The organism is Paenibacillus sp. AGC31, assembly GCF_057334655.1.
On the sequence record NZ_JBHFJH010000040.1, the window covers coordinates 41,353 to 58,778 of the forward strand.

The following is a 17,426-nucleotide window of genomic DNA, read 5'->3' on the forward strand; positions in this document are numbered from 1 at the left end:
TATACATGACAAATGGCACACATGATACAGATATGGTCAAAAAAGATCGCGCCGTCTTGGTTAGTCTTGTTACGGATGATGTAAAACGTACAGGTATCAATCCTGAGTACTCTTTAGAGGAACTGGTGAAACTTGCCGAGACAGCTGGAGTGGAAGTGCTAAGTGTACTTTCTCAGAACAGGGAAAAACGTGATACCAAATGGTTCATTGGTAAAGGTAAGGTGGAAGAGCTCCGTGCGATTGCAGAGGAACTCGGAGCAACTACAGCTATTTTTGATCAGGAATTGTCAGGGGCACAGGTTCGGAATCTGGAAGAAACCCTCGATCTCAAAATTATTGACCGTACCCAATTAATTTTGGACATCTTTGCACAACGTGCCAACACTAGAGAAGGTATCATTCAAGTGGAATTGGCTCAACATAGCTACTTGCTGCCACGTTTGTCGGGTCATGGCAAGAACCTGTCCAGACTTGGTGGCGGAATCGGAACAAGGGGTCCAGGTGAAAGCAAGCTGGAGACAGACCGCCGTCACATTCGTGGTCGTATCGATGATCTGAAGCGTCATCTGGAAGAATTGACTCGTCATCGCAAGTTGCATCGTGAACGCCGTAAAAAAACAGGTATTGTTCAGGTGGCCCTTGTTGGTTATACCAATGCTGGCAAATCAACCTTACTCAAGCAGTTGACGGCTGCAGATGTGTATATTCAAGATCAGCTATTCGCTACTCTGGATCCAACATCACGTACGATGGAACTTCCAAGTGGAAAAGAAATCGTCCTTACCGACACGGTTGGATTTATTCAAAATCTACCGCATGATCTGATTGCAGCGTTCCGTGCAACGCTGGAGGAAGTGAATGAAGCAGACCTGATCCTGCATGTTGTAGACGCCTCATCAGCTATGCGTGAAGATCAGATGCGGACGGTTAATACAATTTTGCAAGAACTTGGTTCAGGGGACAAGCCGCAGTTAGTCCTGTATAACAAAAAAGATGCGTGCACACCAGAGCAGCTTGAGATGCTTCCATTGGATAAAGACCATATCAAAGTAAGCGCATTAGACGCAGACGATTTGCTTAAAATCCGTGAATTGATCCAGACAGAGCTTACAGGTGACACGAAGCGCTTCCGGATTCCGGCAGAACGTGGTGATCTTACGTCCGTCCTCTACAAAATTGGTGATGTAGTAGATACCAGCTTTGAAGAAAATGATGTAATTTATGAAGTGGAATTACAAAAAGGTGAATATGAGAAATTTGGTCATATGCTTGAAGATTTCATCGAATTGTAATACTCATGACATATTGATGTGATAAGTTGACACGATAATAGATATTTAACGTCAGATTCGTGCTATGAAGGGGAATGAAGTAAGATGGTAAGCTTTGATTCAGAAATATCTGAACTTCAACATCAAGTGGAGCGTCAGATTGAAGGAAAACTGCAACAGATTGATCGGATTACAGATCACAATCAATGGAAGGTGATTAATGCTTTCCAACAGCGAAAAGTAAGTGATTTTCACTTTGCAGGTTCAACAGGTTATGCCTATAACGATCGTGGGCGTGAAGTGCTTGATGAAGTATATGCTGATGTTTTCGGCGCGGAAGCCGCGTTGGTACGTCCTCATTTTGCTTCAGGTACACATACGATTAGTACAGCTCTTTTTGGAGTGCTGCGCCCAGGGGACGAATTATTGTACATCACGGGTAAGCCTTATGACACATTGCATAAAGTTATTGGCAAACCCGGTGATGGCACAGGTTCATTACGCGATTTTGGTATCGGTTACCGTGAGACGGCCTTAACTGATGAAGGTGGAGTGGACTGGGCAGCAGTTGAAAAAAACATTACACCGGCTACAAAAGTCATTGGGATTCAACGTTCACGTGGTTATGACTGGCGCTCCTCCTTCTGTGTTGCTGAGATTGCTGAGATGGTTACGCGTGTTAAAGCACTGAAGGAAGATGTTATCGTATTCGTAGATAATTGTTACGGTGAATTCACAGAGGAACATGAACCGACAGAAGTCGGAGTTGATCTGATGGCCGGGTCACTGATCAAGAATCCTGGTGGAGGTATTGCGGAAACCGGTGGATACATATGTGGGAAGGAACAATACGTACAGCTGGCAGCTTATCGTCTGACAGCCCCTGGAATTGGGGGAGAGGTTGGAGCAATGCTGGGCACAACACGTGGCATCTACCAAGGACTTTACATGGCACCGACAATTGTAGGACAAGCTATCAAAGGAAGTACGTTTGCTGCTGCGATGTTTGCTGAATCCGGATTTGTAACCAAACCCGCCTGGAATGAAGCTCGCACAGATCTGATCCAGGCTGTTAAGTTTAGCTCTGCTGAGCATCTGATCGCCTTCGTGCAGGGGATTCAGCGTGCAGCAGCTGTGGATAGTCATGTGGTTCCTGAACCCTGGGATATGCCTGGTTATGAGCACCCTGTCATTATGGCGGCAGGTACGTTCATTCAGGGTGGAAGTCTGGAATTATCAGCCGATGCGCCTATTCGGGAGCCGTATATCGGGTATATGCAAGGCGGATTAACGTACTCTCATGTCAAATATGGCGTTTTGATGGCGTTACAGACTATGAAAGATCGTAAATTATTGTGAGTTTATCTAACACGTCATTGACACTTGGTAATAACTAAATGTACAATAGGGTGAAGAATAGATGACTGGAAGGTTGATGAACATGGGTGATGAAATCCGCAGAAATATGGCCTTATTCCCGATTGGTATTGTAATGAAACTTACGGATCTGTCTGCACGTCAGATTCGTTACTATGAGCAGCACAGCTTGATCGTTCCTGCGAGAACGTCAGGTAATCAACGGTTATTCTCTTTTAATGACGTAGAGAGATTGCTAGAGATCAAGGCTTTGATTGAAAAAGGAGTTAACATCGCGGGGATCAAACAAGTGATGAATCCTGTTTCAAAAGAATCCGAGGAAGCTACAGTTATCACGCCGGATACTGAAGTTAAACGCAGAGAGCTGTCCGATACGCAGTTGCACCGCTTGCTGAAGCAACAGCTTGTATCAGGTAAGAGACCAGGACAAGTATCTCTCATTCAGGGAGAGCTTTCCCGATTCTTTAATAAAAACTAAATTCGCATAACTTGGCGAGTGAGGGGAAAACATGCACTTTTGGTGTGAGACTCCTTGACCCGTGGAACTTTCTAATGTACAAATATAACAGGCAAGCCAAATACGCAGATAAGAAAGGGAGAGGTTATAGTGAGTTATACAAAAGAAGACATTCTCCGCATTTCGAAAGAAGAAAACGTACGATTCATTCGATTGCAATTTACTGATTTGCTTGGAGCTATCAAAAACGTTGAGATTCCTGTGAGTCAGTTGACTAAAGCTCTGGATAACAAAATGATGTTTGATGGATCTTCCATTGAAGGTTATGTACGTATTGAAGAGTCTGACATGTACCTCTATCCAGATCTAGATTCTTGGCTTATTTTCCCATGGGTTGCAGAGAACCGTGTTGCACGTCTGATTTGCGACGTATATCTTCCGGATGGTAATCCGTTCCCAGGAGATCCACGTGGCATCTTGAAACGAAACCTGAAGGAAGCCCAAGATATGGGATTCACTTCCTTTAACGTTGGTCCTGAACCCGAGTTCTTCTTGTTCAAAACAGACGAAAAAGGAAACCCAACTAACGAACTGAATGACCAAGGTGGTTATTTCGACCTTGCGCCTACGGATCTTGGTGAAAACTGTCGTCGTGACATCGTTATCACACTTGAAGAAATGGGCTTTGAGATCGAAGCTTCCCACCATGAGGTAGCTCCAGGTCAGCATGAGATCGACTTCAAATATGCTGATGCTCTGAAAGCGGCTGACCAGATCCAAACGTTCAAACTCGTTGTTAAAACGATTGCACGTCAGCATGGTTTACATGCGACATTCATGCCGAAACCGCTGTTTGGTATGAACGGATCCGGTATGCACTGTAACCAATCCTTGTTTAAAGGCAATGAGAACGCATTTGTTGATGAGTCGGACGAGTTGGGTCTGAGCAAAACTGCTCGTCACTTCATGGCTGGAACTCTGAAGCACGCACGTGCGTTTGCAGCAATTACTAACCCAACTGTGAACTCATACAAACGTCTTGTACCAGGTTATGAAGCACCTTGTTATGTAGCATGGTCTGCTAGTAACCGTAGCCCAATGATTCGTATTCCAGCTTCCCGTGGTCTGAGTACACGTGTTGAGGTTCGTAACCCGGATCCGGCTGCTAACCCTTACCTGGCTCTGTCTGTTCTGTTGAAAGCAGGTCTGGACGGAATCAAACGTGAGCTTTCCTTACCAGCTCCAATTGACCGTAACATCTACATCATGTCAGAAGAAGAGCGTGTGGAAGAAGGCATTCCAAGCTTGCCAGCTGACCTGAAAGAAGCATTGAATGAATTGATCCGCAGCGAAGTCATCTGTGACGCTCTCGGCGACCACGCCTTGGCTCACTTCTATGAGCTGAAAGAAATTGAGTGGGATATGTACCGCACACAAGTCCACCAATGGGAACGCGATCAATATATTACGTTGTACTAATAGCTCAATCCCTTGGCGCTCTAGCGCTGAGGGGTTTTTCTTTTTGTGGGCAAGTACCTATATATTTAAAGAAAAATCAAATTGCCCACAAAATGCCAACAAAACATTTTTCTAATCGAAAATTTCTTCAGTGAATTTCTCAAATCTATCTATATTGCTTTTTCTGGATCTTGCCAGAGATGTGGGCATATACATCTGATGTGATCTGAATACTTCCGTGACTTAATTGTTCTTGAACGAATTTCATATCTGCCCCGGACTCAGGAAAAAGAACCGCGCAGGTATGTCGGAGAGAGTGAAAGGGGCGTGATGGGAGATCACAACGTTGTAAGATGCGGGAGAAGGCATTGAATAATGAATTGGGCAAGAAGTTTCCATCTTCCCTACATAGAACCAGATCAAGGTCATGGTGGTATCTATCCCCAAGTATCCCTTTGTTATGTTCCTGCCACTCTCTGTGAAATTTGATGTCATTTACTAGATGTGTAGTAATTTTTATTTTTCTTCCTGGATTCTCTGTCTTGGTGTCATTGTATAATTCTTCTTTTTATTTCAGTGGAAGATAGCTAATCATTTGTGAAAGCTCCGGAGGAGGAGATTGGTAAAGTAGTACAAAGAAGAAAAAACAGGACTCTATTAGCAAATTGATAGAGTTGTTTGCTAGATGCTTACAGAAAAAACACTGGCATGGAGCCACGGGTAGTCTATGAACCATACCTTCAAAGTACTCCAAATAAAAAAAGGCCCTCCTGCAAATTTTGCGGGGGACCCATTTGAACATCTACGACAATATTATCTAGCTGGTTTTTGTGAATTGAATTGTATAAGGTTCGTTGTAGTTGTTAATGCCGTTATCCATGATTCTGAAGTAAACCTTCTCACCAGGTTTAGCATTCCAACTAATTGCCTCTGGGTATCCCCGTCCATTCCAGTTATCCATTTGAATGGATAAGATTGCACCGCTTGCATTCATTTTAATAACACCCATAACAATGTCGAAGTTCGCTGGTGGAGTGGCTATAACAGAATATGTGATTTCGGATGAACCGTTTGTATTGTCGACTACATAAAAATCGTTGTCGCTCATGCTATCTAAATACTGTGTTGCGCTAAATCCGGAAGACTGGCTAACACTTGAATACATCACTTCTGCTGTCTGAAAGGAATCAGCCCAACCTGTTTTAGCGAATGCAGAACTTGAACCGAATGCCAATAAACAAGCAGTTGCCATAACAGAAATAGAGAATTTTCTTAATCTTTTCATTTTCAAACCTCCCAAATATACTAGAACCAATAGAGTAAGATTCTGTTTTAAGTTATTATTTGAAATTAAAAATATCGAAGAGACTCTCGCAATTAGGTTGGCCAACCATGGATAAATATACCATATGTAATTGTTGTTTGTAAATAATAATATTGTAAAATGTTGGGTTTGCAATTATTATTTTAAAATGTTTTGTTTATTGAATTGATAGAAACAAGTTATTTTTAAAAAAATCTAATTGTTAAATTATAGATGTCCCTGTAATAAAAGAAGGCTTCTGATTGAATTCAGAAGCCTTCTTTTATTATTGTATTTAATATACGTAAATATTATTATGATGATAAAATTACTCGATTTTCGTTACGTAACCTTCATAGTTTCCGTAATATAATCCGTTTGAATAGGTAGTCGATGCTAGGTTGAGTACTCCATACCAAACTCCATCAGCATAAGTATATGTCTTTGGAACATACTTCGCATCTTCATACTTATTGTTAGCATCTGAATATCTCACATATTTTTGCGTCGCCTGAATCGTTACACTTTGTGCAGTTACAGAACCTTGAACAGAAGATGAGGGAGTGGCAAGTGATGCTGGAACAGCAATACTTGCTACAATAGCAGTGAGCGCTCCAATGGTGGCTAGTTTCTTTTTTTATGTAAATACCTCCTAAATTAATGAATTATAAAACTAAAAATACCATATAATTATATGTAAATTATGACATATATAACGTTGTGATTTGTATTTCTCACCCTACAAATCTACTAACGACCTCCCAAAAATTCCTCCAACTATTAAGAATATATCCACTCTAACAGATTTGGATCAGCATGAAATGTATCGGATCAGTGAGATACTAGATGACTCATATAATAGAAGTAGTGCGGTTGATTTGATATTATTTAACACTTTCTTCAAAGAATGCTCTTAGGAGTAGTTGTTGGATTATAATCTGCTGCTGTAAAAATTGTGGCCGGGAACGGATAAATCATCTGAAAGCAAATTGGCCACAAATGTCCCCTGAATTCTTCTTCATCATCTCACGTAACATTCCTGTGTTTATCTGTAACCAAGGCTTACATTTATATAACAAAACACGTTTGTTCGTCGATTAAGATAATGGTAAACCGTAAAACTCTCTTTATTTAAAGAATTGTATCAATTCATGTTAGTAATAGAACAATACCATTATTATTTATCAACTAAGCTATTGAAGAGAAACTGAAATTAGAATTCTTTCTATAATGGATTAAACTGTCGGAGGCAAAAGATTTTAATAATGCTTCCTTAGAAATTCTGATAGTCACGAAATATAAAGTATACTTACAATCACTCTTTCAAAATTCCAACCATCGTCGATTACATACAAATGGATGTTTCATTAGTATGTTGAAAGTTTCATATAGAAGAGGTGTACTTTAATTAAATTTTGAACAATTAAATTTTAAATAATTAATTGGAGATGTTGATATGGATCAGGCAAAACAACTTGTGACAGAACAACGTACATTTTTTTATACAGGACAAACTAAAAATATCGAATATCGGATTAATGCGCTTCAACAGCTTAGAAAAGGAATTGAAAAGTATCAGCAACGGATTCAAGATGCACTTCGGGCGGATCTGAACAAATCTGAGGCGGAAGCTTACGGTTCCGAGATTCGCATTGTTTTGGGTGAACTGGATTTTGCATTAGAACACCTGCAGGAATGGGCTGCACCAAAACAAGTTCCAACCAATTCGAATATGCCGGATGGGGTGAGCACCATTTACCCTGAACCATACGGAGTGGCTCTTATTATTGCACCTTGGAACTATCCTTTCCAACTGGCCTTTGGTCCACTGATTGGAGCAATTGCAGCCGGTAACTGTGCAGTTATCAAGCCTTCTGAATTAACACCAGCCGTATCTCGTCTGACGTATGATCTGATTAAGGAGATCTTCCCTGAGGAGTATATTGCCGTTATGGAAGGTGAAGTTGAGGCAAGCACAGCATTGTTGAAAGAGAAGTTTGATTATATTTTCTTCACAGGCAGCACAGGTGTTGGTCGCATTGTTATGAAGGCAGCTGCGGAGCATTTGACTCCTGTAACTCTTGAGTTGGGTGGTAAGAGTCCTGCTATTGTCCATAGCGATGCAGATCTGAAGCTGGTGGCCCAGCGTATTGTTCGTGGTAAGTTCTTGAATGCAGGCCAAACATGCGTTGCTCCGGATTACTTGCTTGTACATGAACAAGTTCATGATGAATTGATCAATCTGATTGGCGCTGAGATCAAAGATAAATTTGGGGATGATGTGTTACAGAATGCTGATTTCCCGCACATTGTCAACGCGCGTAACTTTGATCGGTTGTCGAAATTCCTCACAGATGGCAAAACGCTGATTGGTGGACGTTCTGTACGTGAGCAGTTGTTCATTGAGCCGACTGTACTTGGCGATGTGAACTGGGAATCAGCTGTCATGCAAGAAGAGATCTTCGGTCCGATTCTTCCTGTATTTACGTACAGTGACCTTGATCCTATGCTGGATGAGATTGTTCGCCGGCCAAAACCATTGGCGCTATATCTTTTCACACAGGATGAGCAACTGCAGGATCAGGTTCTGAATCAAGTATCCTTCGGTGGGGGATGTATTAATGACACACTTTCTCATATGACTTCACATTATCTACCGTTTGGTGGTGTAGGAGAGAGCGGTATGGGCTCATATCACGGACAACAGAGCTTTGATGTGTTCTCGCATCACAAGAGTGTTCTGAAACGCAGTGAATAATTAGCCGCAAAAATAACATAAACATGAAAAAAAGAGGTTGTCCTGTTGATCAGGGCAACCTCTTTCGTATTTCATTACATCTAATTTTGTTACTCAAGTTAAATATTAATGAATATCTCGGAAAAGGCCAATGACTTTACCCAGAATACTAACATGTTTCAAACGTAAAGGTTCGAAGGTCGCATTCTCCGGTTGAAGGCGAATATGATCTTTCTCTTTATAGAACGTTTTCACTGTAGCTTCATCGTCTTCAGTCATTGCAACGACGATATCACCGTTATCAGCAGTTTGCTGTTGACGGACAATAACGTAATCTCCATTAACGATTCCAGCTTCCACCATACTATCTCCCACTACTGAAAGCATAAACACTTTCTGTTCGCCTACATAGTGTGTAGGAAGAGGGAAGTAGTCTTCAATGTTCTCGGTTGCAGTGATTGGAACCCCGGCTGTAACCTTACCAACAACAGGAATACGTGCAACGCTATGAGCAAATTGATGAGAATGCTCAGATTCTTCCTGGCTCAAAAGCTCAATGGCTCTTGGCTTGGTAGGGTCGCGTCGGATCAAACCTTTTTTCTCCAAACGATCCAAATGTCCATGTACTGTTGAGCTGGAAGCAAGTCCAACCGCTTCACCAATTTCCCGTACGGAAGGAGGATACCCCTTCAACCGGACTTCATTTCGTATAAACTCCAGAATAGCCTGCTGCCTGCTGGATATCTTCGACATACCGTATCAACCCCATTTTAGTAACGTTTGGGAAAATTATAACATAGAACCTCCGTTCGTACAAACATAAGTTCTAAATAAAATAGCTTTAAATCAGTGTTTTTTAACTTATAGAACAGAAATTGGCCAAAAGTCAGAGCATAATACTGCAAATGTTTTGAAAAAGTACTTGAAATAAGATATTGCTCCTTCTAAAAAGAAGCGAACAATTGTTCTAAAAATATATTGAACAAAACAAGTGTTCGTGTTATATTGATTTCAACAGATAGGAACAAACGTTTGGAGGCGGGTATTTAATGAGATATTCTACTTATCAAAGCATTTATGAACCAATGAATTCGGAACTGGTGAAGTCTAACATAGGGAACTACAAGAAGGTTTTAGCGCGTTTCAAGATTTCTTCATGGATGTTAAAGGTAGCCATTACCTCTATGATTATATTTATTGGATGCAGCACTGTTTTAACTGTATTTGCCGGCAATGAGAATGATGTTCTGCCTGGAGGAAAGATAGCTGTTTCACAAGGGGAAACATTATGGAGTATTTCTTTGGAACATAAACCGACGAATATGGATACACGTATTTATATAGAAGCAATTAAGAAAGTGAATCAACTTCATACGACTTCCATCCAAGTGGGACAAGTACTAGCTCTACCGCAATTTGCAGAATAAAATGCACATCAATGAGTGTTAACGCGTGTCAGCTTGACAAGCTGCCTTTATAATGGCAAAGTTAATATGACTTTGTATTTTTGGAGGGGACAAGCTTGGATATAGATAGTCTGGTAGCACGCATTAACGAATTGGCTCGTAAGCAAAAGTCCACTGGATTGTCGGAGGAAGAACTTGCCGAACGTGCCGAGCTAAGAGAGATTTATTTGAGTAATATTCGCAGCAATTTCAGACAACAACTGGATACCATTGAGATTGTTGATGATGAGAATGACAAAGGCCACCAAGGCAAACTCAAACACTAACGAAACCTAATGATATCATTATGATATTTAGGTTTCTTCCTGTTATTTTGAGTGTGCAATTTATAGGGGGAAATGTTGGTTTACAGTTATGTAAGCCGATACAAAGACACATAAGGGGGATTCTCATGTCGCGTTCGTTCGAGAGAACGGTTAAGAAAAATTCCAAGCAGTTAAATCAGCAGCGCAAAAAAAGTGGTCAACCAATCACAGGTACACCAGGCGAAGAAGTCTTTAAGGGACGCAGCCTTTTGTTCCCTATATTTTTGATTGGTCTCGCCTTTTTGTATCTGTTTATGAGCACGTTCCTTGTGCAAGCTCCGATGACAACCTGGGACTGGGTGACGATGCTGCTTTACGTATTTTTGGCAGTCATCTTCATGCTTCGTCGTCCATACATCAAGATTAGCAGTAATCGGATTATAACGACGAAGGGTAATCGTGAACGTTCAATTGGGGTTGACGATATCGTCAAATTCAGAATCGAACCAGGTACAGTTGTTATCGAACATAACAGTCGCGGGAAAAGATGGGTGTTTACCAAGTTATTGAACCGTTACGATACAGATGCGATTGCAGAACGTTTGCTGAAGTTTGCAAAAGCACACCAGATCACCGTGGAAACCGTCGAAAAGTAATTATTGCATAAAGGGGTAGATGATCGGAATGGCGTTAAAAGCGATTTTGTTCGACCTAGATGATACTTTATTATGGGATGAGCGTAGTGTTCGAGAAGCTTTTCATGAGACTTGTCTAATCGCAGCGAAAGAGACTGGGGTTAAACCAGAAGAACTTGAAGAAGCTGTTCGTAATGAGGCACGTGGACTGTATGAATCATATGAAACCTTTTCTTTTACTAAAATGATTGGAATCAATCCGTTTGAAGGCCTATGGGCTAACTTTACTGGTGGGGATCAGCCTGAGTTCCGTCAGTTGGAACAGCTTGCTCCAGTTTACCGTAAAGAATCCTGGCGTCGTGGCTTGTTGAAATTGGGTATAGATCGGGAAGATCTTGCTGAACAACTGGCCGCACAGTTTGGAGTAGAACGGAGATCCAGACCACATGTATACGAAGAAACGATGGATACCTTGCGTCAATTACAAGGAAAGTACAAACTGTTGTTGTTAACGAACGGTTGTCCTGCTTTGCAACAAGAGAAGTTGGATGGTGTACCTGAATTGACTCCTTTCTTTGATGAGATTATTATCTCGGGTAACTTCGGAAAAGGAAAACCGGATCCATCAATATTTGAACATGCTTTGAGTAAACTGGGTGTTAAACCCGAAGAGAGCATGATGGTTGGGGATAAGTTAACGACTGATATTCGTGGTGCTTTATCATCTGGCATCCAATCCGTATGGATTAACCGTGAGCATAAGACCAACAATGAAACGTATGCGCCAGACCATGAAATAACGCATTTATCGGAATTAAATCAGCTTATTGCTAATTTCTAAGCAGATCAGCTATAACATCTTTCCTCAGCACCCTGAAACATTGGTAACTTCAATGAACGATGATGTCGTTCTTGAAGTTACCAATGTTTTTTTATTTGAACATGTTGACTAAATTACCTTGTTAAATGAGATCTCTATTTTTTTTACTAAAAGTTATTGAAATTAGGGGGAAGCTGGATTAGAATATAACTAACATACTAGTATGACTAGTATTTAGATTGTCCTAAAGCAATTTCTTTTTGACTTACTTCATTAAATGGAAGCAGGGAGTTATTGCTTATTATTTTCGATTGATTGTAAGCGCTTAATATTTTGAGAAAGCTTCTTTGGATTTGGAGATCACACCACTTAGTAAGTGCTAATTAATGATGTGAAGCACCTTGGATTGTGTGATTCTACATAATACATTAAATTGATATCGCTTACATTTAGAAATTATCTATTTCGTAGTGGGGGTGAATTTGAAGGAGTTGTTGTCTTCTACAAGAGGAGAAACGATGGGAGTTGTACATGAATTACTCTTACTTATCAAGTCCTGGATCGGAGTGAAAACAAATGGAGTCGGAAACCGCTAAAACAACGTTAACCATGACATCTTTACGTAAAGAGAGCAGATTACGAACGGCAGCAACTTTGTTCCGCAAAGACTGGCAGTTGTATTCACTGTTAATCCTTCCCATCATTTATCTCCTTATTTTCAAATATGGGCCGATGATTGGTAATGTGATTGCGTTCAGACGTTTTGTTCCTGGGGGAAGTATATTTGGAGAAACGTGGGTTGGATTAAGGTACTTCAAAATGTTCATTGAGGACCCTACCTTCTGGAGAGTATTCGGTAATACGCTGATGTTGGGCGGACTTGCGTTACTCTTTACATTCCCGGTTCCAATCATTTTTGCCTTGATGCTTAACGAAGTGAAGAGTAAACGATTCAAAAAATTTGTACAGACCGCGTCTTATCTGCCTCATTTTCTGTCGATCGTTATCGTTGCGGGTATGATCCTGCAGCTGACAGCAGTGAATGGTTCCATTAATGGACTGGTGGCTTTCTTCACCGGAGACAATATTCCTTTTATGCAGCGGGCTGAGTGGTTCAGAACAATCTATATCACTTCTGAGGTATGGCAGGGTATGGGTTGGGGAGCAATTCTTTATCTGGCTGCCCTAACAACCATTGATGATTCTTTGTATGAAGCTGCGCGTATCGATGGTGCCAATCGGTGGAAGCAAACGATTCATGTAACGTTACCAGGGATCTTGCCAACGATTGTGACTTTATTGATTTTGAACATGGGTAATTTCCTGGCTGTTGGATTTGAAAAAATCTTACTCTTGTACAATCCGCTGATCTACGAGACATCTGATGTGATCTCCACTTACCTGTATCGGGTTGGACTGGAATCCAGTAACTTCAGTTATGCTACCGCAATTGGCTTGTTCGAATCGCTGATCGGTCTGATTCTGGTGTTCTCCGTAAATGCCATCTCACGCAGACTGACTCAAAGAAGCTTATGGTAAAGGAGGAGCATCATGCAGGAATCCAGATCTTACAAGGTATTTAAAGTATTCAACGTTATCTTTCTGCTGTTCGTGGTATTTATAACGCTCTATCCATTCTTAAATGTCGTGGCACAATCCTTCAGTAGTGAGTCCTATATTAATTCGGGTAAGGTAAGTCTGTTCCCAAGAGGATTCAATGTAGAGACATACAAGACAATCTCACGTGACAGCATGTTCTGGACCAACTATAAAAACACGATTATCTACACCGTAGTAGGTACATTAATCTCCATGTTTATGACGACTATTTTCGCATATGCCCTGTCCAAAAAGAGGTTGATGGGTCGCAAGTTTCTGACGATGTTCGCCGTATTCACGATGTTCTTTAGTGGTGGATTGATTCCAAACTATGTGTTGATTAATTCCCTTGGGTTCAACAACACCATGTGGGCACTTGTTGTTCCTGGCGCAATTAGCATATACAACATGCTGATCATGAAGTCATTTTTTGAAAATATGCCTGAAGAACTGGAGGAAGCTGCCTCCATTGACGGTTTGAACACCTACGGGATCTTGTTACGCATTATATTGCCGCTTAGTAAAGCAGTTATGGCAACCATGGTGCTGTTCTACGCAGTAGGTCATTGGAATTCCTGGTTCCCAGCCTTTCTGTATTTGGACAAAAAAGAACTGTTCCCGGTCACCATTTATTTGCGCAATATGATTGCAGGAGCGACCAGCGGGGCGTCTGCCGGTGCAACCTCAGCTGATAACCTGACACAGATTGCTGCCAATATTAAGTCTGTAACGATGGTATTAACCATCTTGCCGATACTCACCATCTATCCATTTGTCCAAAGATACTTTGTAACCGGTATCATGTTAGGGTCTGTTAAACAGTAATACGTAGAAGCTAGAATACCTAAACCAAATTCAGGGGGATAACCTAAATGAATCAAAAGCCACGTAAGTTTGTTGGTAAAATGGTGTTGGCAACAATGATGACTGTTGTTCTGGCAGCATGTAGCAGCGGTACCGGACCTGGAGGTGATGTCACTGAAGTTCAAACCAAGGCAGCGATGGAGACGTACAATGTAGGGGATACATTCAAGGCGACCGAGCCATTTAATCTCTCCATACTCTATAGTGATCAACCTAGTTATCCATATAAAAAAGACTGGTTACTTTTTAATAAAATTACCGAACTGACGGGTGTTACGCTTGAGCCAACGATTGTACCGATGAGTGATTACTCTCAGAAGAGATCTCTGTTGATTAGCTCCGGTGATGCACCACTGGTTATTCCCAAAACGTATCCTGGTGAAGAGTCTGCATTTGTGTCCTCCGGTGCGATACTGCCGATTAGCGATTATATTGATTTGATGCCAAACTTCAAGGATAAAGTGGAAAAATGGGGATTGGAAGATGAACTTGAAGGGCTGCGACAGGAAGATGGAAAGTACTATGTACTCCCGGGTCTGCATGAGGAAGTATGGCCAGATTACACATTACTCGTAAGAACGGATGTCTTTGAAGAAAATAACATCGCCATCCCAACCACTTGGGACGAATTGTATGATGCAGCCAAAAAGCTGAAAGAGATCTACCCGGATTCCATTCCATTCTCGGACCGTTTCCAATTCAATAGTACGTTGAACATCGCTGCTACTGGTTTTGGAACCAAGGCTGGATGGGGGTTTGGTAACGGATTGACGTATAAGGAAGATCAGGATGAATTTGTATACACGGCTACAACACCAGAATACAAAGAGATGCTAACGTACTTTAACAAGTTGGTATCCGAAGGATTACTCGATAAGGAGAGTTTTACACAGGATGATGATCAGGCTGTACAGAAATTTGTATCCGGCAAATCATTCATGATTAATGGTAATTCCCAAACGGTAGTGCTGCACCGAAATGATATGAACAAAACGCTGGGAGAAGGTAAATACTCAGTTGCAAAAATTACAGTTCCTGGTGGGCCAAAAGGGCAATTAATGTCCGGCTCCAGACTTGAAAACGGTGTCATGATATCCGGGAAAATTCAAAAAAGCGAAAACTTCAAAGCCATTATGCAATTTGTGGATTGGTTATACTACAGTGATGAGGGTCAAGAGTTTGCCAAATGGGGCGTTGAAGGTGAAACATTCACCAAAGAGGGCGGAAAACGCAAATTGGTAGAAGATGTGAACTACAATGGTTTGAATCCAAAAGGCACGAAGGATCTGCGTATTGACTTTGGTTTCTCTGGTGGTGTATTTGCCTACGGGGGTACCACAGACCTGCTGCAATCCATGTTTAGTGAAGAAGAGTTGAAATTCCAGCAAGACATGAAGGATACCAAGGAAGTGATTCCGGCAGAACCACCGATTCCTTACTCTTCAGAGGACCGTGAACGGGTGACACTTCTGAGTACACCACTGAAAGACTACTCTGATCAGAATACACTTAAATTTATCTTGGGTGAGCGGGACTTGTCTGAATTCGATACATTTGCCAAAGAGCTTGAGAGTCAAGGGTTATCTAATTATCTGAAGCTGGCAAATGATACGTACAAAGCCTACAAAGAAAACAAGCAATAATATAGTTGATGTTGGCCAGATTACCGTTTCACACAGATATATAAGTGGAACGGTAATTTGTGCTAAGATGAATGAATACGGCTGATAGAAAGAGGTCAAGGCATGTCACTTAATCAAAAAATTAGAGGCTCGACCCGGGCATATTCATATAACCTGTTAAAAGAACGAATTCTTCACCTGGAACTTAAGCCGGGTACCAAGATTTCAGAGAAAGAGATTGCAGATGAACTGCAGGTGAGCAGAACACCCGTTAGAGAAGCATTCATGAAGCTTGCTGAAGAAGAACTGCTGGACATTATTCCCCAGAGTGGAACAATTGTCTCTCATATTAATCTGGAGCATGTGGAAGAAGGCAGGTTTATGCGGGAGAAGATGGAGAAGGAAATCGTGACTTTGGCTTGTGTTTCTTTTCCTGAAGAGTTCAGATTTCGACTTGAAACCAACATTGCAATGCAGGAAGTCTGTATAGGGAAAAACAATTTCTATCGACTTTTTGAACTGGATGAAGAGTTTCATCAGATTTTGTTCCAGGGCACGGGTAAGCTGAGAACATGGAAAATGTTGCAACAGCTGAATATTCCGTTTAATCGGTTGCGTTTATTACGTCTAGCTGAGGACTCCAACCTGGAGGTCATTATCTCCCAGCACAAAGAGATTTATCGTCTTATCACAGAGCGTCAGACCGAGCAAGCTGTTCAGGTGATGGAAGCTCATCTTAGACTAGTTGTTATTGAACAGGAATCGATAAAAGCGAAATACCCGCATTATTTTATATAATGCACCGATGTTGTATACTACTCTCCATATGCATATGCCAAAACCCCTGTTCAATTGAACAGGGGTTTTGGTTAAGCAAGTTGTAACACGAGATTGTTAGGCTTGTTTGATAAAAGTAGGATCAGGGTATGGATCTGCAATCCAGCCATCTTTTTCGATGAACAGACGTACAGCAATAATTTGTTTGTTCTCCATTAAAGTGAAGAAGTGCGGTGTATTCTCAGGTACCGAGATAACGTCTCCAGGAGACAGTTCTACATTAAAGTAGCCGACATCATCTGTAGCTTTGATAACAAAGATTCCTTTACCAGCGACAATCGCACGAATCTCATCTTCAGCGTGGGTGTGGATCTCTTCGAACTTGGCCAGCTTTTCTTCGATATCTGGTGTTTGTTCGGACAGCGTGATGACATCCCAGATCTGGTATCCGCGACGTGCAGCCAAATCTCTGATTTCATAATCGTAAGTTTCCAAAACCTCGGTTTTCTGTTCATCAGTTAATCCAAAGTTATTTTGCAGATCAGTGTTCAGTTTGGATGCGTCCCACTTCTCATATAATACTTCGTATTTGTTCAAGAAATTTCGAACATTTTCGTCACCAGTGATGCGTTCGTTCGTATTTCGGATAACAATTTCAGCCATGTTCTTTCCCTCTTTTCCACTTGGTTTAATTGAATTATATCGGATTGCTTTGTTTTTGTCGATTCTCAAATTCCGTTCATATTCGTGCAAACCCGCCATCTTTCGGGACCAAACCCGATCTTTCACATTAAG

The 17,426-nt window shown here is 41.3% G+C and carries 17 protein-coding genes; 13 read left to right on the plus strand and 4 right to left on the minus strand.

Features of this window, described 5'->3' with window-relative positions; translation table 11 throughout:
• Positions 1-5 precede the first annotated feature (5 nt).
• The 4 genes from hflX (at position 6) to glnA (ending at position 4,584) form a co-directional block, all read left to right on the plus strand.
• Positions 6-1,292, plus strand: a complete 1,287-nt coding sequence (gene hflX / locus ACE04G_RS25095; RefSeq protein ID WP_076210080.1) for a GTPase HflX — start codon at positions 6-8, stop codon at positions 1,290-1,292.
• 84 nt (positions 1,293-1,376) lie between these two features.
• Positions 1,377-2,630: a methionine gamma-lyase family protein gene (locus ACE04G_RS25100; RefSeq protein ID WP_339177174.1), complete on the plus strand. Its 1,254-nt coding sequence runs from the start codon at positions 1,377-1,379 to the stop codon at positions 2,628-2,630.
• Positions 2,631-2,712: 82 nt separating this feature from the next.
• Positions 2,713-3,126, plus strand: coding sequence for a MerR family transcriptional regulator (locus tag ACE04G_RS25105; protein ID WP_017687924.1), 414 nt, complete (start codon positions 2,713-2,715; stop codon positions 3,124-3,126).
• A 129-nt stretch (positions 3,127-3,255) separates the two neighbouring features.
• A complete protein-coding gene (gene glnA / locus ACE04G_RS25110) occupies positions 3,256-4,584 on the plus strand; it encodes a type I glutamate--ammonia ligase (protein WP_076210082.1) in 1,329 nt (442 codons plus the stop codon).
• A 145-nt stretch (positions 4,585-4,729) separates the two neighbouring features.
• Here the strand turns inward: glnA and ACE04G_RS25115 are convergent, their stop codons facing one another.
• On the minus strand, positions 4,730-5,083 hold the full coding sequence (locus ACE04G_RS25115; protein ID WP_449003961.1) for a tyrosine-type recombinase/integrase: 354 nt from the start codon (positions 5,081-5,083) through the stop codon (positions 4,730-4,732).
• 297 nt (positions 5,084-5,380) lie between these two features.
• Positions 5,381-5,848, minus strand: coding sequence for a hypothetical protein (locus ACE04G_RS25120; RefSeq protein WP_221821687.1), 468 nt, complete (start codon positions 5,846-5,848; stop codon positions 5,381-5,383).
• Between the two features lie 1,474 nt (positions 5,849-7,322).
• Here ACE04G_RS25120 and ACE04G_RS25125 point away from each other — a divergent pair.
• The gene (locus ACE04G_RS25125; RefSeq protein ID WP_221821686.1) at positions 7,323-8,624 is read left to right on the plus strand and encodes an aldehyde dehydrogenase; all 1,302 of its coding nucleotides are present in this window, start codon (positions 7,323-7,325) and stop codon (positions 8,622-8,624) included.
• 105 nt (positions 8,625-8,729) lie between these two features.
• On the opposite strand, the gene lexA is transcribed toward ACE04G_RS25125, so the two are convergent.
• Positions 8,730-9,356, minus strand: a complete 627-nt coding sequence (lexA, locus tag ACE04G_RS25130; protein WP_017688034.1) for a transcriptional repressor LexA — start codon at positions 9,354-9,356, stop codon at positions 8,730-8,732.
• A 296-nt stretch (positions 9,357-9,652) separates the two neighbouring features.
• On the opposite strand from lexA, the gene ACE04G_RS25135 reads away from it, so the two are divergent.
• From ACE04G_RS25135 to ACE04G_RS25170, 8 genes are all read left to right on the plus strand, one after another.
• The gene (locus ACE04G_RS25135; protein ID WP_076210088.1) at positions 9,653-10,030 is read left to right on the plus strand and encodes a LysM peptidoglycan-binding domain-containing protein; all 378 of its coding nucleotides are present in this window, start codon (positions 9,653-9,655) and stop codon (positions 10,028-10,030) included.
• Positions 10,031-10,125: 95 nt separating this feature from the next.
• The gene (locus tag ACE04G_RS25140) at positions 10,126-10,335 is read left to right on the plus strand and encodes a DUF896 domain-containing protein (protein WP_017688036.1); all 210 of its coding nucleotides are present in this window, start codon (positions 10,126-10,128) and stop codon (positions 10,333-10,335) included.
• Positions 10,336-10,460: 125 nt separating this feature from the next.
• Positions 10,461-10,970 (plus strand): hypothetical protein, encoded by a 510-nt coding sequence (locus ACE04G_RS25145; protein WP_017688037.1) that lies wholly within the window; start codon positions 10,461-10,463, stop codon positions 10,968-10,970.
• A gap of 28 nt (positions 10,971-10,998) precedes the next feature.
• Complete coding sequence (locus ACE04G_RS25150; RefSeq protein ID WP_221821684.1) at positions 10,999-11,790, plus strand: HAD family hydrolase; 792 nt, start codon at positions 10,999-11,001, stop codon at positions 11,788-11,790.
• Between the two features lie 588 nt (positions 11,791-12,378).
• Positions 12,379-13,308, plus strand: a complete 930-nt coding sequence (locus ACE04G_RS25155; RefSeq protein WP_339177159.1) for an ABC transporter permease — start codon at positions 12,379-12,381, stop codon at positions 13,306-13,308.
• A gap of 12 nt (positions 13,309-13,320) precedes the next feature.
• Positions 13,321-14,193 carry a carbohydrate ABC transporter permease gene (locus tag ACE04G_RS25160; protein WP_036613592.1) on the plus strand — a complete coding sequence of 291 codons (873 nt, stop codon included), beginning with the start codon at positions 13,321-13,323 and terminating at the stop codon, positions 14,191-14,193.
• A 47-nt stretch (positions 14,194-14,240) separates the two neighbouring features.
• Complete coding sequence (locus ACE04G_RS25165; protein WP_221821683.1) at positions 14,241-15,875, plus strand: ABC transporter substrate-binding protein; 1,635 nt, start codon at positions 14,241-14,243, stop codon at positions 15,873-15,875.
• A gap of 102 nt (positions 15,876-15,977) precedes the next feature.
• Entirely contained in the window at positions 15,978-16,652 is a 675-nt protein-coding gene (locus tag ACE04G_RS25170; protein ID WP_091020712.1) for a GntR family transcriptional regulator, read from the plus strand.
• A gap of 96 nt (positions 16,653-16,748) precedes the next feature.
• Here the strand turns inward: ACE04G_RS25170 and ACE04G_RS25175 are convergent, their stop codons facing one another.
• On the minus strand, positions 16,749-17,294 hold the full coding sequence (locus ACE04G_RS25175; RefSeq protein ID WP_047843398.1) for a cupin domain-containing protein: 546 nt from the start codon (positions 17,292-17,294) through the stop codon (positions 16,749-16,751).
• Between the last annotated feature and the right edge of the window lie 132 nt (positions 17,295-17,426).